The organism is Sphingobium sp. FW305-3-2-15-F-TSA7 (assembly GCF_058787155.1).
Genome location: NZ_JBYSZM010000013.1, coordinates 92,900 through 116,872 on the forward strand (window position 1 = coordinate 92,900; position 23,973 = coordinate 116,872).

22 protein-coding genes are annotated in these 23,973 nt (G+C 65.2%); 14 read left to right on the forward strand and 8 right to left on the reverse strand.

Going from position 1 to position 23,973, the window contains the following annotated elements; genetic code table 11:
* Positions 1 to 3: 3 nt before the first annotated feature.
* Entirely contained in the window at positions 4 to 2,277 is a 2,274-nt protein-coding gene (locus AC3WN8_RS12540; protein ID WP_492669759.1) for an ATP-dependent helicase, read from the forward strand.
* Between the two features lie 6 nt (positions 2,278 to 2,283).
* Here the strand turns inward: AC3WN8_RS12540 and AC3WN8_RS12545 are convergent, their stop codons facing one another.
* The gene (locus AC3WN8_RS12545; RefSeq protein WP_492669760.1) at positions 2,284 to 2,952 is read right to left on the reverse strand and encodes a hypothetical protein; all 669 of its coding nucleotides are present in this window, start codon (positions 2,950 to 2,952) and stop codon (positions 2,284 to 2,286) included.
* A 171-nt stretch (positions 2,953 to 3,123) separates the two neighbouring features.
* On the opposite strand from AC3WN8_RS12545, the gene AC3WN8_RS12550 reads away from it, so the two are divergent.
* The 7 genes from AC3WN8_RS12550 to AC3WN8_RS12580 all read left to right on the forward strand — a co-directional run bounded on the left by AC3WN8_RS12550 (position 3,124) and on the right by AC3WN8_RS12580 (position 10,477).
* Positions 3,124 to 3,822 (forward strand): L,D-transpeptidase family protein, encoded by a 699-nt coding sequence (locus tag AC3WN8_RS12550; RefSeq protein ID WP_492669761.1) that lies wholly within the window; start codon positions 3,124 to 3,126, stop codon positions 3,820 to 3,822.
* A 225-nt stretch (positions 3,823 to 4,047) separates the two neighbouring features.
* Entirely contained in the window at positions 4,048 to 5,163 is a 1,116-nt protein-coding gene (locus AC3WN8_RS12555; protein ID WP_492669821.1) for a DUF47 family protein, read from the forward strand.
* A gap of 14 nt (positions 5,164 to 5,177) precedes the next feature.
* Positions 5,178 to 6,185: an inorganic phosphate transporter gene (locus tag AC3WN8_RS12560; RefSeq protein WP_492669762.1), complete on the forward strand. Its 1,008-nt coding sequence runs from the start codon at positions 5,178 to 5,180 to the stop codon at positions 6,183 to 6,185.
* Between the two features lie 59 nt (positions 6,186 to 6,244).
* Positions 6,245 to 6,739: a pyridoxamine 5'-phosphate oxidase family protein gene (locus AC3WN8_RS12565; RefSeq protein WP_492669763.1), complete on the forward strand. Its 495-nt coding sequence runs from the start codon at positions 6,245 to 6,247 to the stop codon at positions 6,737 to 6,739.
* 178 nt (positions 6,740 to 6,917) lie between these two features.
* A complete protein-coding gene (locus AC3WN8_RS12570) occupies positions 6,918 to 8,201 on the forward strand; it encodes an MFS transporter (RefSeq protein ID WP_492669764.1) in 1,284 nt (427 codons plus the stop codon).
* Positions 8,198 to 9,118 carry a cysteine synthase A gene (cysK, locus tag AC3WN8_RS12575; protein ID WP_492669765.1) on the forward strand — a complete coding sequence of 307 codons (921 nt, stop codon included), beginning with the start codon at positions 8,198 to 8,200 and terminating at the stop codon, positions 9,116 to 9,118. The genes AC3WN8_RS12570 and cysK overlap by 4 nt, the downstream gene beginning before the upstream one ends.
* A 24-nt stretch (positions 9,119 to 9,142) precedes the next feature.
* On the forward strand, positions 9,143 to 10,477 hold the full coding sequence (locus tag AC3WN8_RS12580) for a cell wall hydrolase (protein WP_492669766.1): 1,335 nt from the start codon (positions 9,143 to 9,145) through the stop codon (positions 10,475 to 10,477).
* Positions 10,478 to 10,498: 21 nt separating this feature from the next.
* On the opposite strand, the gene AC3WN8_RS12585 is transcribed toward AC3WN8_RS12580, so the two are convergent.
* The 4 genes from AC3WN8_RS12585 to AC3WN8_RS12600 all read right to left on the reverse strand — a co-directional run bounded on the left by AC3WN8_RS12585 (position 10,499) and on the right by AC3WN8_RS12600 (position 15,883).
* On the reverse strand, positions 10,499 to 11,968 hold the full coding sequence (locus AC3WN8_RS12585; RefSeq protein ID WP_492669767.1) for a phospholipase D-like domain-containing protein: 1,470 nt from the start codon (positions 11,966 to 11,968) through the stop codon (positions 10,499 to 10,501).
* A 5-nt stretch (positions 11,969 to 11,973) separates the two neighbouring features.
* A complete protein-coding gene (locus AC3WN8_RS12590) occupies positions 11,974 to 13,434 on the reverse strand; it encodes a PH domain-containing protein (protein WP_492669768.1) in 1,461 nt (486 codons plus the stop codon).
* Positions 13,431 to 13,898 carry a PH domain-containing protein gene (locus AC3WN8_RS12595; protein WP_492669769.1) on the reverse strand — a complete coding sequence of 156 codons (468 nt, stop codon included), beginning with the start codon at positions 13,896 to 13,898 and terminating at the stop codon, positions 13,431 to 13,433. The genes AC3WN8_RS12590 and AC3WN8_RS12595 overlap by 4 nt, the downstream gene beginning before the upstream one ends.
* A 113-nt stretch (positions 13,899 to 14,011) precedes the next feature.
* The gene (locus tag AC3WN8_RS12600; protein ID WP_492669770.1) at positions 14,012 to 15,883 is read right to left on the reverse strand and encodes a PhoX family protein; all 1,872 of its coding nucleotides are present in this window, start codon (positions 15,881 to 15,883) and stop codon (positions 14,012 to 14,014) included.
* 365 nt (positions 15,884 to 16,248) lie between these two features.
* Here AC3WN8_RS12600 and AC3WN8_RS12605 point away from each other — a divergent pair, with 365 nt between their 5' ends.
* Positions 16,249 to 16,866, forward strand: coding sequence for a glutathione S-transferase family protein (locus AC3WN8_RS12605; protein ID WP_492669771.1), 618 nt, complete (start codon positions 16,249 to 16,251; stop codon positions 16,864 to 16,866).
* An 87-nt stretch (positions 16,867 to 16,953) separates the two neighbouring features.
* Here AC3WN8_RS12605 and AC3WN8_RS12610 read toward each other — a convergent pair whose 3' ends face one another.
* Positions 16,954 to 17,697 carry a Bax inhibitor-1/YccA family protein gene (locus AC3WN8_RS12610; protein WP_492669772.1) on the reverse strand — a complete coding sequence of 248 codons (744 nt, stop codon included), beginning with the start codon at positions 17,695 to 17,697 and terminating at the stop codon, positions 16,954 to 16,956.
* 122 nt (positions 17,698 to 17,819) lie between these two features.
* On the opposite strand from AC3WN8_RS12610, the gene thpR reads away from it, so the two are divergent.
* Positions 17,820 to 18,353 carry an RNA 2',3'-cyclic phosphodiesterase gene (thpR, locus tag AC3WN8_RS12615; RefSeq protein WP_492669773.1) on the forward strand — a complete coding sequence of 178 codons (534 nt, stop codon included), beginning with the start codon at positions 17,820 to 17,822 and terminating at the stop codon, positions 18,351 to 18,353.
* Positions 18,354 to 18,577: 224 nt separating this feature from the next.
* Here thpR and AC3WN8_RS12620 read toward each other — a convergent pair whose 3' ends face one another.
* Complete coding sequence (locus tag AC3WN8_RS12620) at positions 18,578 to 19,045, reverse strand: low molecular weight protein-tyrosine-phosphatase (protein WP_492669774.1); 468 nt, start codon at positions 19,043 to 19,045, stop codon at positions 18,578 to 18,580.
* 59 nt (positions 19,046 to 19,104) lie between these two features.
* Between AC3WN8_RS12620 and AC3WN8_RS12625 the strand changes: the two genes are divergently transcribed.
* Positions 19,105 to 20,679 carry a spinster family MFS transporter gene (locus tag AC3WN8_RS12625; protein ID WP_492669775.1) on the forward strand — a complete coding sequence of 525 codons (1,575 nt, stop codon included), beginning with the start codon at positions 19,105 to 19,107 and terminating at the stop codon, positions 20,677 to 20,679.
* 85 nt (positions 20,680 to 20,764) lie between these two features.
* Here the strand turns inward: AC3WN8_RS12625 and AC3WN8_RS12630 are convergent, their stop codons facing one another.
* Positions 20,765 to 20,929 (reverse strand): hypothetical protein, encoded by a 165-nt coding sequence (locus tag AC3WN8_RS12630; protein WP_492669776.1) that lies wholly within the window; start codon positions 20,927 to 20,929, stop codon positions 20,765 to 20,767.
* Between the two features lie 190 nt (positions 20,930 to 21,119).
* Here AC3WN8_RS12630 and AC3WN8_RS12635 point away from each other — a divergent pair, with 190 nt between their 5' ends.
* From AC3WN8_RS12635 to rutB, 3 genes are read left to right on the forward strand one after another with little or no spacing between them, the layout of a single operon-like run.
* The gene (locus AC3WN8_RS12635; RefSeq protein WP_492669777.1) at positions 21,120 to 22,355 is read left to right on the forward strand and encodes a NupC/NupG family nucleoside CNT transporter; all 1,236 of its coding nucleotides are present in this window, start codon (positions 21,120 to 21,122) and stop codon (positions 22,353 to 22,355) included.
* Positions 22,352 to 23,188, forward strand: a complete 837-nt coding sequence (deoC, locus tag AC3WN8_RS12640; protein ID WP_492669778.1) for a deoxyribose-phosphate aldolase — start codon at positions 22,352 to 22,354, stop codon at positions 23,186 to 23,188. The genes AC3WN8_RS12635 and deoC overlap by 4 nt, the downstream gene beginning before the upstream one ends.
* A gap of 50 nt (positions 23,189 to 23,238) precedes the next feature.
* Positions 23,239 to 23,973, forward strand: coding sequence for a pyrimidine utilization protein B (gene rutB / locus AC3WN8_RS12645; RefSeq protein ID WP_492669779.1), 735 nt, complete (start codon positions 23,239 to 23,241; stop codon positions 23,971 to 23,973).

The window sequence follows — 23,973 nt, forward strand, 5'->3', positions numbered from 1 at the left end:
CGCGTGACCGTTCCTGCCCCCACCGAAGACCCGCCCTATCTGCGCGGCCTGAACCCAGCACAGCGCCAGGCCGTGCTGACCACCGAAGGCCCCGTGCTCGTGCTGGCCGGCGCGGGCACCGGCAAGACCGCGGCACTCACCGCGCGGCTCGCGCACCTGCTGCACACGCGCAAGGCATGGCCGTCGGAGATCCTGTCGGTCACCTTCACCAACAAGGCGGCGCGCGAGATGAAGGAACGCGTCGGCCGCCTGGTCGGCGACGTGGTCGAAGGCATGCCCTGGCTCGGCACCTTCCACGCGATCGGCGCAAAGATGCTGCGCCGCCATGCCGAGCTGGTCGGCCTGCAATCCAATTTCACCATCCTCGACACCGACGATCAGCTCCGCCTGATCAAGCAGCTCATCGCCGCCGCCGATCTCGACGAGAAGCGCTGGCCGGCACGGCAGCTCGGCGGCCTGATCGACGGATGGAAGAACAAGGGGCTGACCCCCGACATGCTCGACGCGGGCGAAAGCGAATTGTTCGCCAATGGCCGCGGACAGGCGCTGTACCAGATTTATCAGGACCGACTGCGCGCGCTCAACGCCTGCGATTTCGGCGACCTCCTGCTCCACATGCTCACCATATTGAAGCGTCATCGCGACGTGCTGGAACACTATCAGCAGCGCTTCAAATACATCATGGTGGACGAGTATCAGGACACCAATTCGAGCCAGTATCTGTGGCTCCGCCTGCTCGCCCAGGCGAGCAAGAACATCTGCTGCGTTGGAGATGACGACCAGTCCATCTATAGCTGGCGCGGCGCACAGGTGGAGAATATCCTGAAGTTCGAGAAGGACTTCCCGGGCGCTGCTGTCATCCGCCTCGAACAGAATTACCGGTCGACATCGCATATCCTGGCCGCGGCATCGGGCGTCATCGCCAACAATGCCGGACGGCTGGGCAAGACGCTCTTCACCGATGCCGGCAACGGCGAAAAGGTCGAAATACTCGGCGTCTGGGACGGGCCGGAGGAAGCGCGCCGCGTCGGCGAGGAGATCGAGGCGCATACGCGCCGCGGCGGATCGCTCGACGACGCCGCCATACTGGTCCGTGCGCAGCATCAGACGCGCGAGTTCGAGGATCGCTTCATCGCGATCGGGCTCAATTATCGCATCGTCGGCGGTTTCCGTTTCTACGAACGCCAGGAAATCCGCGATGCGCTCGCCTATCTGCGCATCGTCCACCAGCCCGCCGACGACCTCGCCTTCGAAAGGATCGTCAACGTCCCCAAGCGCGGCCTGGGCGACAAGGCGGTGGCGAAGCTACACATGCTCGCCCGCGCCGAGGGCATTCCGCTGACGCTCGCCGCCGCGCGGATCCTCGACACCGACGAGATCACGCCGCAGGCACGCCGCGCGCTCGGCAATTTCGTCGGCGACGTTGCCCGCTGGCGCGACATGGCGAACACGCTGCCCCATCCCGAACTGGCCCGCCAGATCCTCGACGAAAGCGGCTATACCGCGATGTGGCAGGCCGAAAAATCGGTCGAGGCATCGGGACGGCTCGAGAATCTCAACGAGCTCGTCCGCGCGATGGAGGAATATGAGACGCTGGGCGCGTTCCTCGAACATGTCAGCCTGGTGATGGACAATGAAGCCACCGCCGAAGAGGCCAGGGTGACGATCATGACGATCCATGCCGCCAAGGGGCTGGAGTTCGACACCATCTTTCTCGTCGGCTGGGAAGAAGGCGTGTTTCCGTCACAGCGCGCGCTGGACGAAGGCGGCCTCGCCTCGCTCGAGGAGGAGCGCCGGCTCGCTTATGTCGCGATCACCCGCGCGCGCCGCCGCGCCGTCATCCTCCACGCCGCGAACCGGCGCATCTATGGCCAATGGACGAGCAGCATCCCCAGCCGCTTCGTCGGCGAATTGCCCCGTGAGCATATCGAGGAACAGAGCAGCATGTCGGGCGGCGAAAGCCTGTGGCGCGCCAGCTGGTCCGAACGCGCCGATCCCTTCGCCAATGTCGGTCGCGGCACCGGCCGCGGCCCCGGCTGGCAGCGCGCCGCCGCCACCGGCAGCTTCTCGACCGCGCCGCAACGCGTGATGGAGGCACGGACCAGCGCGGTCAGCCTGGGCAATAAGGGCCGCAGCGACATCAGCCTGGGCATGCGCGTCTTCCACCAGAAATTCGGCTACGGCACCGTTGCCGAGATCGAGGGCAACAAGCTGGAGATCGATTTCGAGCAGGCCGGACGCAAGCGCGTGATGGACAGTTTCGTGACGCTCGGCTGAGAAAGTTCAACTGAACAGAAGCGCGCCGATGCTGGCGGCAACCACGCATTCGATCATGGCAAGCGATGCGTTCCACAGGCCCTGCCAGCGCGAAACGCGCAGATGCCGTGCGAACCAGCCGATCTGGAGACCGCCATAGCAGAGCAAAGCGACCAGGATCATCGCCAGGCCAAGCGGCGGCGCCCAGATCCAGGGAAGCTGAACGATGATCGCGGCGATCCCGAGCAGGAGCGCGAAGGGCGCCGCGACATAGCATTGACTGTAGAATGGCGGCCGCAGTGTCGCGCGTTCGAGCCCGATCCGCTGCTTGCGGACCAGCCGCGTCGCCATGATCAGCGGAAACAGGCTGAAGATCACGACGCGCAGCAGCACGAGATTGGTATCGCTGTCGATCAGGCCGGCCAGGCCGACATGGCTCTTCACGATGCTGTTCTCACCGACGACGGCCAGTTCGATCGCATGGCCGAGAACGAGCGTGAGCAGCAGGAACAAGGGCGGACTGAGCGTATCGGTATATTGCCGCTCCGCTGAATCGCCGAGCTCACTGTCCGCATAATCCATCATCCTGCGCGGATAACGCAGCGTCCGCCACAGAGTGACCGGATAAAAGACCAGCCAGGACATGACTTCGTAGAGCAGTTCGTCGAGCGATCGCAGCAGGTTGAAGAAATTCATCGTTCTTTCGCCCTCGCGTCCCGGCCCGCACCGCCCCCGGCCGGATCATCGTCATTTACCAATTAACATCTCGCCACGCCGTCGTCCCGTCCCGGCACAGCGGAAATCCGCCCCTTCTTCTCGCCCGCGCTTTGGGTAAACAAAGTGTGAATCGAACCGGGAGCATCGGCAGTGGCGGGCAAGGCAATGAAAAGCGCGATCGGCGCGGGCGTAAAGGCCTTTCTTGCCGTCGGCCTGATCGGAAGCGCGGTCGCGGCGAGCGGATTGCCCACGAAGATGCTGCCCACCGCATCGCGCCCCAAGCCCGTGGCGACGCCCGCGACACCCAAGGCCGAAATCGCGCCGGCAACCGCGCCCATGCCGAAGGCCACGCCCCGACCCGTCGCCGCCGAATCTGCCGAGCCTGCGCCCTATGTGATCAAGTCGGCGCTCCAGATTGACGGTCCGCTGAAACATGGCGCTTATGTGTGGAACGACGAGGGCGTTCCCGACGGGCCGATGCTGATCACTGTCGACCTCACGGCACAAACACTGTCGGTCTTCCGCGACGGCTATGAGATCGGCGTCGCCGTCATCCTCTATGGCGCGACCGACAAGCCGAGCCCGCTCGGCACCTTTCCGATCACGCAGATGAAAAAGCACCATATCTCGAATCTCTACAATGCGCCGATGCCCTATATGCTGCGCCTGACCAATGACGGCGTCGCCATCCATGGCAGCGACGTGAAATGGGGATCTGCAACGCATGGCTGCATCGGCGTTCCCCTCGAATTCGCCAAATTGCTGTTCGACCAGGTCAGACTGGGCGATCGCGTGATCATCACCGACGGACAGATGCTGCAGGTCGGGGCGAAGCTGCCCGCCGCGTAAGCCTTCGAAAACAAGGCCTAATCCACCTGTCGCTCCAGCGAAAGCTGGAGCCCAAGCCATGCCGTCAACTTCGCTGCAACCGACAGATCGTATGGGCTCCAGCCCTTCGACTTCGCTCAGGAGATCCTTTCGCTGGAGCGACGGGTGTGGATTTGGCCGACAATCATTTGTGACAATCTAATTACAGTTACGCTACAGGCTCGTGACAGCAACAGGAGCCCGACCATCCGGCAGATCGCCGCCCTTCCCTATTCGACCGACGAAACCGGCGCGATGCGCATCCTGCTGATCACGTCGCGGGAGACGCGGCGCTGGGTGATTCCCAAGGGCAATCGGATCAAGGGCCTGGCCGCGCACCGCGCCGCCGAGGTGGAAGCGTTCGAGGAAGCGGGCATTGCCGGCGTCGCCTGTCCCGCGCCGCTCGGCCGTTACCAATATCGCAAGAATCGGCGCGACGGATCGGCGCGGACGGCGACGGTGGACGTGTTCCCGCTGGCCGTCACCGATCAGTCCAAAACCTGGCCCGAGCGGGACGAACGGGAAACCCGCTGGTTTTCGGTGTCCGAAGCCGCCGAGGCCGTGGACGAACTCGATCTCAAGGCGATCATCGCGGCCTTCAGGGAGCCGCCACCGGCCCCGGGCCCATTGTATCGCGCAATATTATGGCTCCGCGAACAGGGAGCGGAAAGGATACCCATGCTGCGCTGGTTCCAGGCATTGATGCCCAAGCAAGGCCGATTCTTCGAGCAGTTCGAGGATCATGCGGCGACGCTCGTCGCGGGCGCCGACGCGCTCGCCAAGCTGCTGAAGGGCGGGCCGGACATGGCGCGCCATTGTCAGGAGATCTTCGACCGCGAACATGAAGCGGACGACATCATCCGCGACGTGCTGCAGGACGTCCGGCGCACCTTCGTCACGCCGTTCGACCGCAGCGCGATCACCGACCTGATCGGCGTCATGGACGATGCGATCGACCAGATGAACCAGACCGCCAAGGCGATCCAGCTGTTCGAAGTGACCGAATTCGCGCCGCAGATGCAGGATATGAGCGCGATCATCGTCGAGGCCGCACGGATCACCGCCGAGGCGATGCCGCTGCTGCGATCGCTCAACATCAACGCCCCGCGCCTGCACGACCTGACCGAGCGGCTGGTGAAGCTGGAAGGCCATGCCGACGAGATCCACGAAGCCGGCCTCAAGGCGCTGTTCAAGGCGGGCAAGAACGGCAATCCGATGACCTTCATCGTCGGACGCGAAATCTATAGCCATCTGGAAAAGGTCACCGACCGGTTCGAGGATGTCGCGAACGAGATCCAGGGTCTCGTGATCGATCACGCCTGAGCCGACGACCGCACATGGACGCCGCACATATCGCCTTTCCCTTGCTGATCGCGCTTATCGGCGTCGCATTGGCGTTCGATTTCCTCAACGGGCTGCACGACGCCGCCAATTCGATCGCGACCATCGTCTCCACCCGCGTGCTGCGCCCGCAATATGCAGTCGCCTGGGCGGCGTTCTTCAACTTCATCGCCTTTCTCTTCTTCGGCCTCCATGTCGCCGAAACCGTCGGCAAGGGCATCGTCCAGGCCAATATCATCGACGCGCAGGTGATTTTCGGCGCGCTGATGGGCGCGATCAGCTGGAATCTGATCACCTGGGCGCTCGGCATCCCGTCGAGCAGCAGCCATGCGCTGATCGGCGGCCTGCTCGGCGCGGGCACCGCCAAGGCCGGGCTGTCCGCCGTGGTGTGGAGTGGCGTGTTCAAGACCAGTGCCGCGATCGTGATGTCGCCGGCGATCGGCCTGTTCCTGGCCTTGATGCTGGTGCTGATCACATCCTGGCTGTTCGTGCGCTTCACCCCGCTTTCCGCCGACCGCTGGTTCCGCAAGCTCCAGCTCGTTTCCGCATCGCTCTATTCGCTCGGCCATGGCGGCAACGACGCGCAGAAGACGATGGGGATCATCGCGGTGCTGCTCTATTCGCAGGGCATGCTTCAGGGCGAATTCCACGTTCCCTTCTGGGTCGTGATCTCGTGTCAGGCGGCGATGGGAATGGGCACGCTGTTCGGCGGATGGAAGATCGTCCACACCATGGGATCGAAGATTACGCGCCTGACGCCGGCACAGGGTTTCTGCGCGGAAACGGGCGGCGCGATCACCCTGTTCGCCGCCACCCATTTCGGCATCCCGGTTTCGACGACGCACACCATCACCGGCGCGATCGTCGGCGTCGGCGCGTCGCGGCGGCTGTCGGCGGTGCGCTGGAACATCGCGTCGAGCATCGTCGTCGCCTGGGTCGTGACCCTGCCGGCGGCCGCGGTGATCGGTTCGCTCTTCTACTGGCTGACGACCTTCTTCGCCTGACATCGGAACCCGGCGGCAATGCGGCCCGTTCCTGCTCCACCCCCATGCAGGAGCGTGTCATGACCAGCCCGCAAGAACTCGAAACCCGTTTCTGGAAGGCGTTGCGATCCGATCGCACGATGATGCTCGGGCTCGACGGGATCGCCGACGGTCATGCCCAGCCGATGACGGCACTGACCGACGAGGATACGGAACGCAGCCCGATCTGGTTCTTCACCACGCGGGACAATATGCTGGTGAAGGAAATGAAACTGGGTCACCGCGCGATCGCGCATTTCACATCGAAAGGACATGATCTGTTCGCGACGATCCACGGCGATCTCGTCATCGAGGACGATCGCGGCATGATCGACCGGCTGTGGAATCGCTGGGTCGCCGCCTGGTTTCCCGGCGGAAAGGACGATCCCCAACTTCAGCTCATTCGCCTCGATCCAGAGCGCGCCCAGATCTGGCTCGACGAGAACAGCCTGTTCGCCGGGGCGAAAATGATGCTCGGCCTGGGCGATCCGAAACAGGATTATAAGGACAAGGTAGCCGAGGTTTCGCTGGGCTGACCGAAGGTCTCCGCCCGGCCTGATCGCGATGCCGTTCGGCGCCTGATTCACGCTCCCGTCGGAATCGCAAAGCGCTTCCAACGAGACCGATCAGGACATTGGCTTCGAGCCTGATTCACGCTCCCGTTGGAATCGCAAAGCGCTTCCAACGAGACCGATCAGGCTCTAGGAGGCGGGCGTGGAGAAGCCAGCGCACCCCTTCGCATTCCGCGATTTCCGTGCCTATTTCGTGGCGCGGTTGACGTCGACACTGGCGCAGATGGCGATGGTCATCGTCATCGGCTGGCAGGTTTATGACCTGTCGCGCAGCCAGCTCGGCATGACGCCAAAGGAAGCCGCGCTCCAGCTCGGGCTGATCGGCGTTGCCCAGTTCCTGCCGCTGCTGATCCTGACCCCGGTCGTCGGCTGGGTGGCGGACAAGATCGACCGGCGCTGGATCGCCCGCGGATCGATCGCGCTCGAGGCGGGCTGCGCGCTCGCTCTGGGCTGGCTGAGCTGGACCGACGCGATCGCCCTGCCCGCTTTGTTCGCCGTCGCGGCGCTGCTCGGCGTCGCCCGCGCCTTTGCCAGCCCCGCGCTCCAGGCGCTGGCTCCCAATCTGATCCCCGCCACGTCGCTGCCCGCCGCGATCGCGATGAGTTCGCTGGCCTGGCAATCGGGATCGGTGTTCGGCCCGGCGATGGGCGGCTATCTCTATGCCGCGCATCATGCATTGCCCTATGCGGTGTGCGCCGGGCTGTTCGCGATCGCGTTCGTCGCGCTGATGACGATCCGGCCGATCCGGCGCACCGCGATGCTGGGCACCGCCAATCCCTGGCAGCAGATGCTGGACGGGCTTCGCTATGTGCGGCGCAACCGGCTGGTGCTCGGCGCGATCTCGCTCGACCTGTTCGCGGTGCTGCTCGGCGGCGCCACCGCCATGCTGCCGGTCTATGCGCGCGACATTTTGCATGTCGGCGCCGAAGGTCTCGGCCATTTGCGCGCGGCGCCGGCGCTGGGCGCGGTTTTCGTCGCCTTGTGGTTCGCCTGGCGGCCGCTGCGCCAGGATGTCGGCACCAAGCTGCTGATCGGCGTCGCGATCTTCGGCGCGGCGACCATCGCCTTCGGCATGTCGCGCGACATGACGCTCTCGCTCGCCATGCTCGTGGTGCTCGGCGCCGCGGACATGCTGTCGGTCTATGTGCGGCAGTCGCTGATCCAGATCTATACGCCCGACGATATGCGCGGGCGCGTCGGCGCGGTCTCGACATTGTTCGTTTCGGGGTCGAATGAATTGGGTGAGGCCGAATCGGGATTCCTCGCCGCGCTGATCGGGCCCGTCGCGGCGGTTGTCGCGGGCGGAATCGGTGCCATATTGGTGGCCGGGCTCTGGGCGCGCTGGTTCCCCGAACTGCGCGCTGCGCGGACCTTTGCCCCGCCAAAGACTCTTGAGACGATACCCTTGAAGGAGACAGCGACATGAAGGCCGCATCGATACTCGACACGATCGGAAACACCCCGCACGTCCGCGTCGGCCGCCTGTTCGGCGATGCCGAGGTGTGGATCAAGTCGGAGCGTGCCAATCCGGGCGGTTCGATCAAGGATCGCATCGCGCTCGCGATGATCGAGGCGGCCGAAGCGTCGGGCGACCTGCAGCCCGGCGGTACTATCGTCGAGCCGACTTCGGGCAATACCGGCGTCGGCCTGGCCATGGTCGCGGCCGTCAAAGGCTATAAGCTCGTCCTCGTCATGCCCGAGAGCATGTCGCTCGAGCGCCGCCGCCTGATGCTCGCCTATGGCGCGTCGTTCGACCTGACTCCCAAGGAAAAGGGCATGAAGGGCGCAATCGAGCGCGCGATGGAACTGGTCGACCAGACACCCGGCGCCTGGATGCCGCAGCAGTTCGAGAATCCGGCCAATATCGACGTCCATGTCCGCACGACCGCGCGCGAGATCCTGCGCGACTTCGCCGACGCGCCGATCGACGTGCTCGTCACCGGCGTCGGCACCGGCGGCCATATCACGGGCTGCGCCGAGGAGCTGAAGCGCCACTGGCCCGCGCTCAAGGTCTATGCGGTCGAACCGACCCTCTCCCCCGTCATTTCCGGCGGCCAGCCGGGGCCTCACCCGATCCAGGGCATCGGCGCGGGCTTCATCCCCGCCAATCTCCACACCCAGGCGATCGACGGCGTGATCCAGGTCGATCCCGCCGATGCCAAGGAGATGGCGCGCCGCGCCGCGCGCGAGGAAGGCGTGCTGGTCGGCATCTCGTCGGGCGCCACGCTTGCCGCCATCGCGCAGAAGCTGGCGGAACTCCCGGCGGGCAGCCGCGTTCTTGGCTTCAATTACGACACCGGCGAGCGCTATCTCTCGGTGCCGGATTTCCTGCCCGAGAGCTGAGGCGGAAGGCGAAGCCCCATATTGATGCAGACTGCCATCGCTGACGCCCCGATGCCCGTGGCGCCAACGGCCGATATCCTCGGCCGGGCGATGCTGCTCGTCCTCTCGCTGGGGCTGCTGGCGGCTGCCTGGATAGTGGCGCGGACCGATCCGGTCGCGCCGCCCCAGGCAGCGGCACGCTATGCACGGCCGACGACACCGCCGCCGCCCGTGGAACCGCTCGAGCTCAAGGCCGTGGCGCCGCAGGACGCGGTCGCGATCAACGCCGCAGTCCCCTTCTCGACCGCGCCCAATCCTGCCGCCCGCCCCTTCTTCCTGGCGCCGACCTCTCCGGACTATGCCCGCTCGGTCGATTGCCTGGCGGCGGTCGGGCTGTACGAAGCCGGCTCGGGCGATGCCGACGGTCAGCGCTCGGTGATCCAGGTCGTGCTCAACCGGCTCCGCCATCCCGCCTTTCCCAAGACGATCTGCGGCGTTGTGTTCCAGGGATCGGAACGCCGGACCGGGTGCCAGTTCACCTTCACCTGCGACGGCGCGATGCGCCGCATTCCCTCTGCCGAGGCATGGACGCGCGCACGCGCGGTCGCGCAGCAGATGCTCGGCGGCCATGTCTACACGTCGGTCGGATATGCGACCCATTACCACACCGACTGGGTGGTGCCCTATTGGAGCGCCAGCCTCGACAAGGTGACCGCGGTCGGCACGCATCTGTTCTTCCGCTGGACGGGCTGGTGGGGCACGCCCGGCGCTTTCCACGATCGCTATGCCGGCGGCGAACCCGCAATGGGGCAACTTGCCGGCCTATCCGAGGCGCATCGCGGCGGCGCGGTACTGATGGCCGATGGCATCGCTGCCCCGATCGAGGCGCTGGCCGATCCCCTCCTGCTCGCGCGCTACGACAAGACGATCGTGCGCGAAGGCGACAGCTTCATCGTGCCCTTTGGCCGCAAGGCATCACCCGACAGCTTTCCCAGCCTCGCGCTTGCCGCCTGCGGCACGCTCGATCACTGCAAGGTGATGGGCTGGGCCGAAATCGCCGAAACCCCGCGCAGCTTCCCGGTCGATCCGGCCGCGCTGGCCGGCATGTCGTTCAGCTACCTGCGCGATCGCAAGAGCGGCTTCGAGAAATCGCTGTGGAATTGCGACGAATTCAATCGCGCCGACAAGCGCGACTGTATGAAGACGCGCACCGTCACTGCGCAGGAGACGCGCGCGCCACGCACCGGCAAGGAACGCGTCAGCCTGCAGGATCTGCGCACGGCGCTGCTGCGGCCGGCGCCCGAGCCACAGGACGACGCGGCACCGATCGCGCCCCGTCCCAAGGCGAAGCCGATTCCGATGGCCACGGACCAGCCATAAGCCGCCCGAAGCGTGAGATGATCACCGCAGCGCCCGCCGCCGCCAACGCCTGAACAGCCCGCGCTTGCCCGGCGTCTCGAACATCTCGTCGGGACGCTCAGGATCGAGCAGTTCGTTTTCCGCGATGAAGTCCTCCACCGCGTCGGGTTCCTCGAGGATCAGCGGGACCAGGGTCTTGCCCCTGCCGCGCAGGACCTCGATCGTTTCGATCAACGAGCCGGTCTCTTCGAGCTTGGCCGCGACCACCTTTTCCTCGATGCCGAGATGTTCGGCCATCAGCCTGGTCCGCAATGCCGCGATCGCGGCCGCGCACGCCTCATTGCCCGCCGTCCGGCAATCGAGCGCCATGTCGCACTCGCTGTCCAGCCCCAGCGACCGATTGTTCATGTTGGAGGATCCGACCCGCAGCACGCGATCGTCGACGATCATCACCTTGGCATGGACGTAGATGTCCTCGCCGCCCGCGGTCCTGGGCGTGTAGATGCGCAGGCGATTGCTGGTGTCGAGCGCGCCGATCGCACGCACCAGCTTCACCCGCGCGCCATCCATCGCCTTCTGCTCCAGCCAGCCATCGGCGCGGATCGGGTTGATCATCACGATCTCGGGCGGGTGCGGCTCCTGCATCCGTCGCGCGATGGCGGCGGCGAGCTTGCCCGAGGTGAAATACTGGTTCTCGATATAGATGAAGCGCTTCGCATCGGCGATCAGGTCGAGCCACAATGCCTCGATCTCGCGGACTTCGGCGACCTCGCCATATTCGGCACGCGTCCGCGCGATCGCCAGATCGACATTGTGGAATTGCGGCACCAGATCGTCGGGCCAGGGATCATTGTCCTGCGGGATCGGTCGCAGATCCTCCCCGGTCGCGACCTGCCAGCGGTCGTGCCCCAGTTCGGCCAGCGCCTTGGCCGCGGCGCCGTCGACCACCATCGTCACGTCGTGCCAGGGGCCATAGGGCTGCCCGCCCGGCCGCCGCCGGCAGGGATCGTCGTCGCGATGCGCGCTCGTGTCCCAGCGATCGCCGGTCATGTCGATCCCGCCGCACACCGCGAAACTGTCGTCGATCACGACGATCTTCTGATGATGGCTGCAGCCGGTGGGATGCGCGCTGTCGAATTTGAAGGTGATCTGCGGCGTCATCGCCCAGCGCCCCAGCATCAGCAGCGACGCACCGCGCCCAAGCTGCTTGAGCGCGCCGACATCCCATTTGAGGATGTCGATCGCGATCTCCGGTCGGCGCTGCGCGACCTCCAGCAGGAACGCACCCAGGCTCTGCCCGTCCTTGCCGTTCTCGGATCGCTCGAGCTGGATACGCGCATCGAAATCCCATCCGATCAGGAGGATCCGGTGCCTGGCCTTCTCCATCGCCTGCCGCGCGACATGGAAATAATCGCAGGCATCGACGATCACCGCCGCACGGTCCGCGCGCGCGACCCGCCAGCAATTCCTGCCAGCCTCGATGATCGATTGCTTCGGATCCCCGCCGTTCATGGGCGTCAAACCCGTCCGTTACGGTTTCGTTCCGTCATGGCAAGAAGCAGCGCATCGCCAAGGTCGTCGCGGATGTCGTGGATCGCGGCTCCACCACCGGATGGAGCTCCGGCCGTATCGAAAACCAGCGTCGCGAGACCGAGCCGCCGCTGCAGCCAGCCCCGCCGCATCGCCACCGTCTGGACATTCGCCACCGGCAGGATCCACAGCGCGCGCCGCCAATACCCGGCCTGTACGAACAGCAATTCGCGGTCGAACGCATAACCATGGCTCCGTCGTTCGACGATCGCGATCGCGACGAGCGGCGGGACGGCAAATCCGGTGAGAATCAGCCGGGGATCGAATATCGTCGCGGCGACGACGAGGGCCGACGCGATGATCGCCGTGGGCAACGCTGCCTTCCACAAATGACGGTGCGACACGCGTGCGAGGGGGACGTCGGCGGGCAACCGCAACCCGTCGGTCTCGGCAACGATCGCGGCGATCTCGTCGATGCGGGCAAAGGGCGCGGCATCCTGCAATCCGCCGGCGCCATCCGCCTCGCCCATGCCCAGGGTCTGGAAAGTCAGCGCCTGGAAACCGGCCGCGCGCCGGATCGGACCGGACCTGAGCAGGCCAAGCTGGATGCGCGCGCGCGGGATCAGCACGTCGCGGCGCGTGAGCAACCCCCGTTCACAGCGGAACCCCTTGCGCTCGCGCGTCAGCCGAAAGCCGAAATCGCGCGTCACCGTGTTCACCACGCCGCTCGCCAACCCCAGCACCACCGCGAGCAGCAGCACGCCGACGACCGCCCCCACTGTCACACGCCCGGCCAGGTTCCGTTCCGCCAACCCGATCCAGGCGCCGATATCGCGCACATCGAAGGGCAGCCAATTCGAGAAGGTCTGCAACAGCGCGAAGATGCCGGCGATCCACAGCAGCGAGAAATTGAACAGGCCGGACAGGATCACGCGTTCGATCGGCATGGCGAAGAGCGGCGTCGCGACCGCATCGGTGCCAACTGCGTCCGGCACCGCATCGCGCGGTGCTCCGCGCACCGCCGCACGAAGCCGTTCGGCCTCGGCGACCGTCACGCTGTCGAGAACGCCTTCGTCGGCCCCCTGCCCGCCGGTTTCGAAGCGCAGCCGGACCAGGCCGAAGATACGATGAAGCGGCCCCTGCTCGAAATCGACGTCCTGGATCCGATCGAAGGGGATGGTGCGGCGGCTGCGCTGGATCAGGCCCTGTTCGATGACGAGTTCGCCCGGCCCGATCCCATAGCGGAAGCATCGCCATCCAATCCATCGCGCCAGGCCCGACAGCGCGACGCTCACGGCCGCGACCGGCAGGAAATATCGCCACCCGATGTCCGATGCCATGGTCAGGATCGCGGGAAAGATCAGCAATGTCTGGGGAAGCGCCTTGAGCAGGCGCAATGCCATCGTGCCGGGATGCAGTCGCCGGTCGGCGACGACAGGCTCCGTCATGCCGCGTCCGCGCGGATACGGGCACGGATATCGTCGCGCAGCCGTTCCGCGGTCTCCGCATCCAGCCCAGGCAATACCACCAGGCTGTGCTCGGTTCCCGCCGTGTGCAGCATCAGCCGGCTGACACCGAAGACACGCTCGATCGGCCCCTGCGCCACGTCGATATGCTGGACACGGACGAAGGGCACGACCGTGAAGACCCTGGTCAGCACGCCATGGCCGATATGAAGCTCGTCGGATTCGATGCGATACCCCCAAGCGCGGTAACGGCGGCCGGGTGAGATCAGGCAGGGATAGATGAGCGCGAGGACGACAAGGCCCGCGATCAGGCCGCTCGGCGGCAGGTCTTCGGGTATCGTCGCGACCACGAGTTCGGCGGCAAGCGCCAGTGCGATCAGAACCGCCGCGGCAATGGCGCCATGGATGCGCATCACCCAGAGCTGGCCCGAATCCAATGGTGTCACGAGTCACTCCCGGTCATGCGTTCCACCGGGATATCTACGCAAATGGCGGCGACGGGAATACGGGGGCGGCATATACGCGCCGCCCCCGCCCCCTGTTACGTCACCGGTACATGTCAGGCGCCGACCGGCTTTCCGTCGGTACGGCGGATGACGACGGTCGAAGAACGCGGCTCCTTGCCTGCTTCCGGCCAGTTCCCCGTGGGGTGCTGGACGTTGATGAAGAAGGTGGTCAGGTCGGGCGAATAGGCGATACCCGTGATCTCATTGCCCATCGGCCCCACCAGGAAGCGACGCGAACGCTTGCTGGTCTGATCGATGTAGAACATCGCGTTATAGCCGAACGTGCCGTCGATGGTCTTGCCCGCGACACCGGAATTGCCGGGAACCGAGTGATCGGTCTGCACCCAAAGGCGGCCCTGCGGATCGACGCGGATGCCGTCGGGGCTGGAGAAGGTATCACCGACGATATTGCCGACCAGATTGTCGCCGCCGCTCGCCAGCGACGGATCGCCCGCCAAAAGGAAGATGCTCCAGGTAAAGCTGGTCGCCAGCGGCGAATCCCCGTTTTCCTTCCACTTGACGATATGGCCGTGGAGGTTGGTGACGCGCGGGTTCGCGGCGTCGACGACGCGGCGGCCCGAATTGTTGGTGAGCGTGCAGAAGATCGACTTGTCGGGTGCGACCGTGATCCACTCGGGACGATCCATGACCGTGGCGCCGGCGACGCGCGCGGCCACCTTGGTGTTGATCAGGACATCGGCCTGGGTGGCAAAATTCACAGTCGCCGGAGTCTGCGGCCCCTGCGAGACATTGCCCGGATCGACTGCGCCATTGACCAGCCCGTTCTTGCCCTGGGTCAATTCAATCCAGTCGCCCGTGCCATCGGCCTTGAACCTGGCGACATAGAGGGTGCCGCTGTCGAGGAGATCGGTGTTCGCTGCGCGATTGGTCGGCGAATAGGCGCGGCTGGGGATGAACTTGTATATGCAGCCGGGCGTGCCGTCGTCACCCATATAGAATGCAACGCGGTTGCCCGTGTCGGTCATGTAGGCGACATTCTCGTGATCGAAACGGCCCATCGCGGTGCGCTTGGTCGGTTCGGTCAGTTCGCCCCGCGGATCGATCTCGACCACCCAGCCATAACCCACGGCGGGACGGGTCGGATCAAGATAATTGTCCGTCGTCTCTTCGCAGGTCAGGTAGGTTCCCCAGGGCGTGGCGCCGCTTGCGCAGTTATTGAGCGTGCCGACGACACTGGTGCCGACGATGCCCGCGGCGGGACCACCGACGCGGTAGATGCTGTTGCCGGTGTAGCGCTTATTGTAGGTCGAGGCCTTGTTGACCGACCATTTGCCGTCGCTGGCCTTGGTGATCTCGATCACCGAAACACCGACCGCCGAAAGCGCGATCTTCTTCTGCTCGGCCGTCGCGGTCGCGGCATTGTACGACTTGCTGGCGAACAGGATGTTGTAGTCGGGCAGCTCGTGGTTGATCACGAGCAGACCGCCCTGGTTGGCGGTGAGCGTCGGATGCTCGAAAAGATGCATGCCGTCATGGTTGCCGCCGGCGACCTTCTCGGCCGCAGCCGAATCCAGGAACGTGCCGGCCGACCAGGCGGTCGCGCCGGGGACGACTGCGTCGCCCGCGGAGAACAGGACTTCCGCGACATAGCCGGTCGGGACGGTGACCTTGTCGTCCTGGTTCGCCGCGACGGGCGTGAAATCGACCGCATAGCTGACCGGGGTCGGCGTGGGGGTCGGCGTCGGCGTGGGGGTTGGTGTCGGCGTGGGAGTCGGCGTGTCGTCGTCCGAGCATGCGGCGAGGCCGCCAGCGAGGCCGAGCGCCGAGATCAGGCCGAAGCTCTTGAGGATCGAGCGGCGGGCGGGATTGGCGGCGACCAGTTCTTCGAGCGACTGGCCGGGAACGGTGATCGTGCCGTCAGCGTCGCGATAAGGTGCGCGCGCTTCGTCCGTGAGATGCGACATTTAGGATGTCCCCCTAATGAGAAAGCAATGAATCGAAAGCGCTGGGGCGCTGCGGCGTCGTTAGCGGCGGGGAATGACGGCGCGGCGTATCGTCCGTGACGGAAGCGCGACAATCGCGTGACAATCGTGAAACATGGGGTGTCTATCGCCGGACCAGGAATACTCCATCGTCATGCTGAACTCGTTTCAGCATCCATGCCGCAAACCGCACCATCGCGCCCATTTCGGCATGGACCCTGAAACGAGTTCAGGGTGACGATCGGAAAAACCTTGATATCGCCGACATAACCGGAGGCACAGGGCCTCGCCCAACCGCAGCCAAGGCGCTAATCTCCGCTGCCGATGAGATCGCGAGGGAGAGCGATGTGACCGACCTGACTTTCTACACCAATCCGATGTCGCGCGGACGGATCGCCCGCTGGATGCTGGAGGAGATCGGTGCGCCCTATGAGACGCAGCTGCTCGACTATGCCACGACGATGAAGCAGCAGCCCTATCTGTCCATCAATCCGATGGGCAAGGTTCCCGCGATCCGGCATGGCGACAAGATCGTCACCGAATGCGCCGCGATCTGCGCCTATCTGGCCGACGCCTTTCCCGAAGCCGGACTCGCGCCGCCGGCCGACGATCGCGCCGATTATTATCGCTGGCTCTTCTACGCCGCCGGCCCGGTCGAGCAGGCCGTGACCAACAAGGCGATGGGCATGACGCCGACCGCCGAGCAGGGCCGCATGGTCGGCTATGGCAGTTTCGACCAGATGGTCGATGTGCTGGAACAGGCGGTCTCTGGCCGCGAGTATGTTGCCGGCGACGGTTTCACCGCCGCCGACGTCTATGTCGGATCGCAGCTCGGCTGGGGTCTCCAGTTCGGTACGCTGCCCAGGCGGCCCGCCTTCGAGGCCTATGTCGATCGCCTTCACGCCCGGCCGGCCTATCGGCGCGCGACGGAGAAGGATGATGCGCTGATGCCGAAACGGGCCTGATCGACGCCGTTCCTGCTGAGCAGAAAAAGAAAGGGCCCGGCGGATCGCTCCGCCGGGCCCTTCTGTGTCGGCCTGTAGCCGCCGCGATCAGTCGCGGCTGCCCATCAGGTTGAGCAGGAACGTGAACATGTTGACGAAGTCGAGATAGAGCGACAGCGCGCCCATGATCACGGTCTTGCCCATCATGTCCGTGCCCGCGACATAAGCATACATGCTCTTGATCCGCTGCGTGTCATAGGCGGTGAGGCCCGCGAACAGCAGCACGCCGACGATGCTGATCACCAGCGACATCACGCTCGACTGCAGGAACAGGTTGATGATCGACGCGACCAGGATGCCGACCACGCCCATGATCAGGAACGTGCCGAAGCCGCTCAGATCCTTCTTCGTCGTATAGCCGAACAGGCTGAGGCCAGCGAAAGCGGCCGTGGTCGCGAAGAAGGTCGTGGCGATCGATTCACCGGTGAAGCGCAGGAAGATGGTGGACATGGAAAGGCCCATCACCACCGCGAACGCCCAGAACAGCGCCTGCGCGGCCCCCGTCGAAAGACGGTTGATGCCGAAGCTCAGCACCATCACGAAGCCCAGAGGGGCGAGCATGATGATCCAGGCCAGCAGACCGCCGGACAGGATGATCGTCGCGGCCGGCGATTCGAGCCCGCCGCGCGAGAACAGCAAAGCGACGATGCCCGTCAGCAGGACACCCGACGCCATATAGTTGTAGACGGAAAGCATGTACGACCGCAGACCCGCATCATATGCGGCATCGCGCGCACCCGCCTGTGACGGGAAAGGCGCGGCGGTCGCCCGGGGATCAGACCAGTCAGCCATTGAAATACATCTCCTTTGGCCGGCAATTTTGCCGGATAGCCTGAATATCGTGGCAATCGCGCCGCGATTCAAGGAAAACCGGAATTCGCAACCGATCCAGAAACATTTGGAAACAATTCGCCGTGCACAGACTCTTCGTCGCGCTCCGTCCCCCCGCCGCGATCCGCGCCCAGCTTCTTGCCTGCATGGGCGGCGTTCCGGGCGCGCGCTGGCAGGATGACGACCAGCTTCACCTGACCCTGCGCTTCATCGGAAAGGTCGATCGCCATGTCGCCGCCGACATCGCCGCCGCGCTTGGCGGGGTCTATCACCCGCCCTTCGACCTCGCATTGTCGGGCGTCGGGACATTCGACCGCAAGGGACGGATCAACACGCTGTGGGCCGGCGTCCATCCGCACGACGAGGTCGCGGCCCTTCATCGCAAGATCGACCAGGCCATGGTCCGCATCGGGCTGGACGCCGAGGAACGCGCCTTTCAGCCACATATCACCCTGGCCCGCTTCACCCGCGGCACCGACGATCTGTCGGGTTTCGCGACGCTCCATGGCGGATTGTCGAGCGAGCCCTTCGCCGTCACCCATTTCGGCCTGTTCGAATCCACATTGGGCGGCGAAGGCGCGCGCTACGACCTGATCGAGCGTTATGTGCTGAGGTGAGGCTTCGGCGTCCCGGCGGTTTGGGCTGAGCTCGTGGGTGACCAACCGCCCCGTCCGTCACCTTGAGCTTGTTTCAGGGTCCATGCCCAAACGGGCGCGATAATACGAGTTGTGGCATGGATACTGAAACGAGTTCAGCATGCCTCTCAGCGGGATAAATACCAAAGAATGGGGGCTAGCTTGCGGCCGGTTTTCAGCCCAAACGAAGGCGTGTGGTTCCGGCCTTACCCGCCGCGCGCGATCAGCGCCGCCAACCCTTTCGCGCCCGCCGTCACATCGGCCCAGGTGACGTCGAAACCGGCATCGTCGCCATAATAGGGATCGGCGACGGCCTGGCCGCAGCGGCCCGGCGCATGATCGAGCATCAGGCTCAGCGCGGCACGGGCATGTGCCGGACGCAGCCGTCGCAGGTCGCGCAGATTGCTGTCGTCGAGCGCGATCACATGATCGAAATGATCGAAGTCCGCGGCGGAGACCTGTCGCGCGCGCAGGCCGGAGATATCGACGCCGTTGCGCAGAGCCGCAGCCTGCGCCCGCCGATCGGGCGGGTGGCCGATATGCCAATCCCCCGTCCCCGCCGAATCCGCCTCGGCATCGAGCCCGATCCGCGCCGCTTCGACACGGAAAGCGGCCTCGGCCAATGGCGAGCGGCAGATATTGCCCAGGCAGACGAACAGCACGCGAACGGTCAATGACTTCCCTTTCTGCGGTGCTCTGCTAGCCCTGTACCAAGACAAGAACAATCGGGGGGATGGCGGTGACGGAGACGCAGGACAGTCAGACCGGCCAGCCCGCCCCGCCGAGCGAGCGCTACGCCTGGTACATGCTCAGCGTTCTCGTGCTCGTCTACATGCTCAATTTCATCGACCGGCAGATCCTGAGCATCCTGGCCGAAGACATCAAACGCGATCTCAATCTCACCGATGCCGATCTCGGCTTCCTCTACGGCACCGCCTTCGGCGTCTTCTATTCGCTGTTCGGCATTCCGCTCGGCCGGCTCGCCGACAAATGGCATCGCGTCCGGCTGATGACCGCGGGTCTTGCCTTGTGGTCGACGATGACCGCGCTGTCGGGCTTTGCGCGCAGCGGCCTGCAACTGGCCGGAGCCCGGATCGGCGTGGGCATCGGCGAGGCGACGGCGAGCCCGTCGGCCTATTCGCTGATCTCCGATTCCTTCCCGCGCGAGAAGCGCGCCACCGCGCTCGCCATCTATTCGGCCGGCCTTTATCTCGGCGGCGGGCTGTCGTTGTTCATCGGCGGGTTCATCGTCAAGAACTGGAACATCGCCTTTCCCGATGGCGGGCCGATGGGTCTGGTGGGCTGGCAGGCAGCATTCCTGGCAGTCGGGCTGCCCGGGCTGCTCGTCGCGCTATGGGTTTCGACGCTGCGCGAACCGGTGCGCGGCCTGATCGAAGGCACGATCACACCGCCCGCCGCACATCCGTTCCGCGATTTCCTGGCCGAACTGATGACGATCGTACCGCCGCTGACGCTGATCTATGCCGCGTCGCGCGGCGTCCGGGCCTTCGCGATCAATCTCGCTGCCGCGCTCCTGGTCGGTGTGATCGCCTGGCGGCTCGCGGTGCTGACCACGAGCTGGCAGCAATGGGGCGCGATCGGCCTGGGCGTCTACGCCGTGTTCAGCTGGGCGAGCGCGCTCAAGGCGCGCGACCTGCCGACATTCCGGCTGATCGTCGGCACGCCGGCCTTCATACTCACCGTCGTCGCCTATGGCCTCAATGCCTTTATCGCATATGCGATGAGCTTCTGGGCGGCGCCCTATGCGATGCGCGTTCTCGACGCGCCGGCCGATCAGGCCGGGTTCCTCATCGGTGGATCGGGCGCACTCGGCGGTTTTCTGGGCGTGGTCATCGGCGGGCGCATGGCCGACCGGCTGCGCCGGACCAATCCGGCAGGCCGCATCGCGGTGGTGATCTTCAGCGCGATCGCGCCGGTGCCCTTGATGATCCTCGGCTTCACGGCGGAGAGCCTGCCCATCTTCTATGCGATCATCCTGCCAACCCAGGCGCTGGCAAGCGCGGCGCTCGGCGCCGCGGCCGCAACGACGCAGGATCTGGTGCTGCCGCGCATGCGCGGCACCGCGACCGCGACCTTCTTCATCGGCACGACATTGCTCGGCCTGGGGCTCGGCCCCTATCTCGCCGGCTATGTCTCGACACTCACCGGGGATCTGGCGGTCGGCATGCTCTCACTGCTGGCCACCGTACCGCTCGGGCTGGTCGCCGCGATCATGGCTTATCGCCTGCTGCCCGCCGCCGAAGCCAGCCGCACCGAGCGCGCCCGCGCCGCGGGTGAAGCGATCTGAGGGGCCCCGGCGCGTTCACATCAATCGTCATTCCCGCGAAAGCCGGAATGACGGGCGGAGGGTTTCGATCCTGATGGATCAGGCCCTAGGCGATCAACCCGTAGATCACCACGAACCCGGCGGCATAGGTCATCAGGAACAGCCGGATATCGTCGCCGATGCGCGACGGCGCGATGATCGCGGGCGGCGGAAAACCGCGGCGAATCGGGTGGCCGGCAACGTCGTTGGCGAATGCGATCGCGGGTTCCATGCCGCGAAAGTTAACGAAGTGTTTACCTTTGAAAAGCGTTAAATGAGGTTAACTGCATGGCGTGCCGGATTGGGACGGCAGCGTACCGATCGCACCCGCCGTCGAAGCCCTTGCGTTTCTTCGCATATCGGCAAACAACAGCGGAGAGATGCAGGGCATATATGCCCGCCTTGGGGGACCATTTCACCGCATGACCAGATTCCTGATCGGCATTGCCGGCATCGCCGTCATCCTTGCCATTGCCGTCGCATTGTCCTCGAACCGCCGCCATATCCGCCTGCGCGTGGTCGGCGCAGCCTTTGTACTCCAGGCGGCGATCGCGGTGCTCGTGCTCTATGTGCCGGCCGGCCGCGCACTGATCAGCGCATTGTCGAACGGCGTGTCGCATCTGCTGGGCTATTCCAGGGAAGGCACCAATTTCATCTTCGGCCCGCTCGCGTCCCCGGAAATCGGCGGCAACAGCTTCGCGATCGCGGCGCTGCCGGTGATCATCTTCTTCGCGGCTCTGATCTCGATCCTTTATTATCTGAACGTCATGCAGTTCGTCGTGAAGTGGATCGGCGGCGGTATCCGCAAGGTGATCGGCATCTCCAAGGTCGAATCGCTCTGCGCGGCCGCCAACATCTTCGTCGGCCAGAGCGAATCCCCGCTCGTCATCCGCCCCTATCTGGCGAGCCTCACCCCCGCCCAGCTCTTCACCGTCATGGCATCGGGCATGGCCGGCGTCGCCGGCACGATCCTGGCCGCCTATGCCGCGATGGGGATCCGGATCGACTATCTGCTCGCCGCCAGCTTCATGTCGGCGCCGGGCGGAATCCTGATGGCCAAGATCATCATGCCCGACAATCCGGCCGACGCCGATATCGAGCCGATCGATTTCGTCGATTCGATCCATGACGAGGAACGCCCCGCCAACATCATCATGGCCGCGGCACAGGGCGCGCAGACCGGCGTCAAGCTGGCGGTCGCGGTGGGTGCGATGGTGCTCGCCTTCGTCGCGCTGGTCGCGCTCGCCAACGGCATATTGGGCGGGATCGGCGGCCTGTTCGGCCATCCCGAACTCAGCTTCCAGATGCTGCTCGGCTATATCTTCGCCCCCGTCATGTTCCTGCTCAACGTGCCATGGCACGAAGCGCTCGCCGCCGGCGGCCTGTTCGGCGAAAAGATCGTGCTCAACGAATTCGTCGCTTTCATCCATCTCGGCGCCACCCAGGCACAGCTCTCGCCGCTGACCGTCGCGATCGTCACCTTCGCCCTGTGTGGTTTCGCGAATTTCAGCTCGATCGCGATCCAGATGGCGGTCACCGGCAATCTTGCCCCCAATCAGCGCCCGATGATCGCCCGGCTCGGCATCAAGGCGCTGATCGCGGGCAGCCTCGCCAATCTGATGAGCGCGGCGCTGGCGGGCATGCTGATCACGCCGTGATTCGCGTGACGCGGCCGTTCGACGCCGCCGCCGTCGCCGCGATCCGGGTTGAGCCCGTCGCGGTCGAAACGGCGGTCGCGGCAATTCGGCCAGCATCGGATGCGGACGCCGATCTGCGCCTGGCGGTCTCGTGCATCGACCTCACCACGCTGCGTGGCGACGATACCGAACCGCGCGTCCGCGCGCTCTGCGAACGCGCCATCGCGACACACGTCGCCGCGGTCTGCGTCCATCCCGTGATGGTGCCCATAGCCGTCGACGCACTTGCCGGCAGCGGCATTGCGATCGCATCGGTCGCGGCGGGCTTTCCCCACGGCCTGTCACCGCTCGCGACGCGCATCGCCGAGATCGAGGCCGCGGTGGCGAGCGGCGCCACCGAAATCGATATCGTCATCCGGCGCGGCCATGCGCTGACCGGCGACTGGCAGGCGCTTCACGCCGAGGTGGCGGCGTTCCGCGCCGCCTGCGGCCCCGCCCATATGAAGGCGATCCTGGCCACCGGCGAACTCACCGACGCGACGATGATCGCGCGCGCCGCCTTTGTCTGCATCGCGGCGGGTGCCGATTTCATCAAGACATCGACAGGCTTCGAAGCCGTCAATGCCACGCTGCCGGCTGGTGCGGCGATGCTCTCCGCGATTGGCGACTGGCATCGCGCAACCGGCGAGAGCGTCGGATTCAAGGCGGCGGGCGGTATCGCCACGGCAAACCAGGCGCTGGAATGGATCGCGCTTGTCCGCGCGATGCTGGGTGAAGCCTGGCTCTCCCCCGCCCCCTTCCGCATCGGCGCATCGCGTCTGCTCGACGATATCGCGGCCCGACTCGGGGATTGACGCGGCTCGCGCGGCGACGGAGACTTCAGACAGGCAACAGGGAGTGATGCGTGACGGTTGTCGAAACGGCCAGGAAGGGAGACGCCACAGCGCTCACCCTGCCCGCGCGGCCGGAAGCATTACGGCTCTCGCCCGCCGAAACCGCGGTCGTCGTCATCGACATGCAGAATGCCTATGCCTCGCCCGGCGGCTATGTCGACCTGGCGGGCTTCGACATTTCGGGCGCTGCCGGGGTGATCGGCAAGATCGCGACGGTGCTCGACACCGCCCGGAATGCGGGCGTGCAGGTGATCTTCCTCCAGAATGGCTGGGATCCCGATTATGCCGAGGCGGGCGGCCCCGGCTCCCCCAATTGGCACAAATCCAATGCCTTGAAGACGATGCGCGCGCGGCCCGAATTGTCCGGGCAATTGCTGGCGCGCGGTGGCTGGGATTATGAACTGGTCGATGCGCTCAAGCCCCGGCCGGGCGACATTTCGCTTCACAAGACGCGCTATTCGGCGTTTTTCAACTCGCAGCTCGATTCCACGCTGCGCGCACGCGGCATCCGCAACATCGTCTTTGTCGGCATCGCATCCAATGTCTGCGTCGAAAGCACGCTGCGCGACGGCTTCCACCTCGAATATTTCGGCGTGATGCTGGAGGATGCGACGCATCATCTGGGGCCTGAGGCGATGCAGCAGGCGACGCTCTACAATGTCGAGAAATTCTTCGGCTGGGTCTCGACCGTCGCCGATTTCTGCGGCGCATTCGGCCAGTCGCCCAGCCAGGCACTCAGGGAGTAG

Bases quoted from the DNA above. Each gene is read 5' to 3' on its own strand.
- AC3WN8_RS12545 (WP_492669760.1), bottom strand. From the start codon at position 2,952: ATGAATTTCTTCAACCTGCTGCGATCGCTCGACGAACTGCTCTACGAA.
- AC3WN8_RS12560 (WP_492669762.1), top strand. From the start codon at position 5,178: ATGGACGCCGCACATATCGCCTTTCCCTTGCTGATCGCGCTTATCGGC.
- AC3WN8_RS12565 (WP_492669763.1), top strand. From the start codon at position 6,245: ATGACCAGCCCGCAAGAACTCGAAACCCGTTTCTGGAAGGCGTTGCGA.
- cysK (WP_492669765.1), top strand. From the start codon at position 8,198: ATGAAGGCCGCATCGATACTCGACACGATCGGAAACACCCCGCACGTC.
- AC3WN8_RS12580 (WP_492669766.1), top strand. From the start codon at position 9,143: ATGCAGACTGCCATCGCTGACGCCCCGATGCCCGTGGCGCCAACGGCC.
- AC3WN8_RS12585 (WP_492669767.1), bottom strand. From the start codon at position 11,968: ATGAACGGCGGGGATCCGAAGCAATCGATCATCGAGGCTGGCAGGAAT.
- AC3WN8_RS12590 (WP_492669768.1), bottom strand. From the start codon at position 13,434: ATGACGGAGCCTGTCGTCGCCGACCGGCGACTGCATCCCGGCACGATG.
- AC3WN8_RS12600 (WP_492669770.1), bottom strand. From the start codon at position 15,883: ATGTCGCATCTCACGGACGAAGCGCGCGCACCTTATCGCGACGCTGAC.
- AC3WN8_RS12610 (WP_492669772.1), bottom strand. From the start codon at position 17,697: ATGGCTGACTGGTCTGATCCCCGGGCGACCGCCGCGCCTTTCCCGTCA.
- AC3WN8_RS12625 (WP_492669775.1), top strand. From the start codon at position 19,105: ATGGCGGTGACGGAGACGCAGGACAGTCAGACCGGCCAGCCCGCCCCG.
- AC3WN8_RS12630 (WP_492669776.1), bottom strand. From the start codon at position 20,929: ATGGAACCCGCGATCGCATTCGCCAACGACGTTGCCGGCCACCCGATT.
- AC3WN8_RS12635 (WP_492669777.1), top strand. From the start codon at position 21,120: ATGACCAGATTCCTGATCGGCATTGCCGGCATCGCCGTCATCCTTGCC.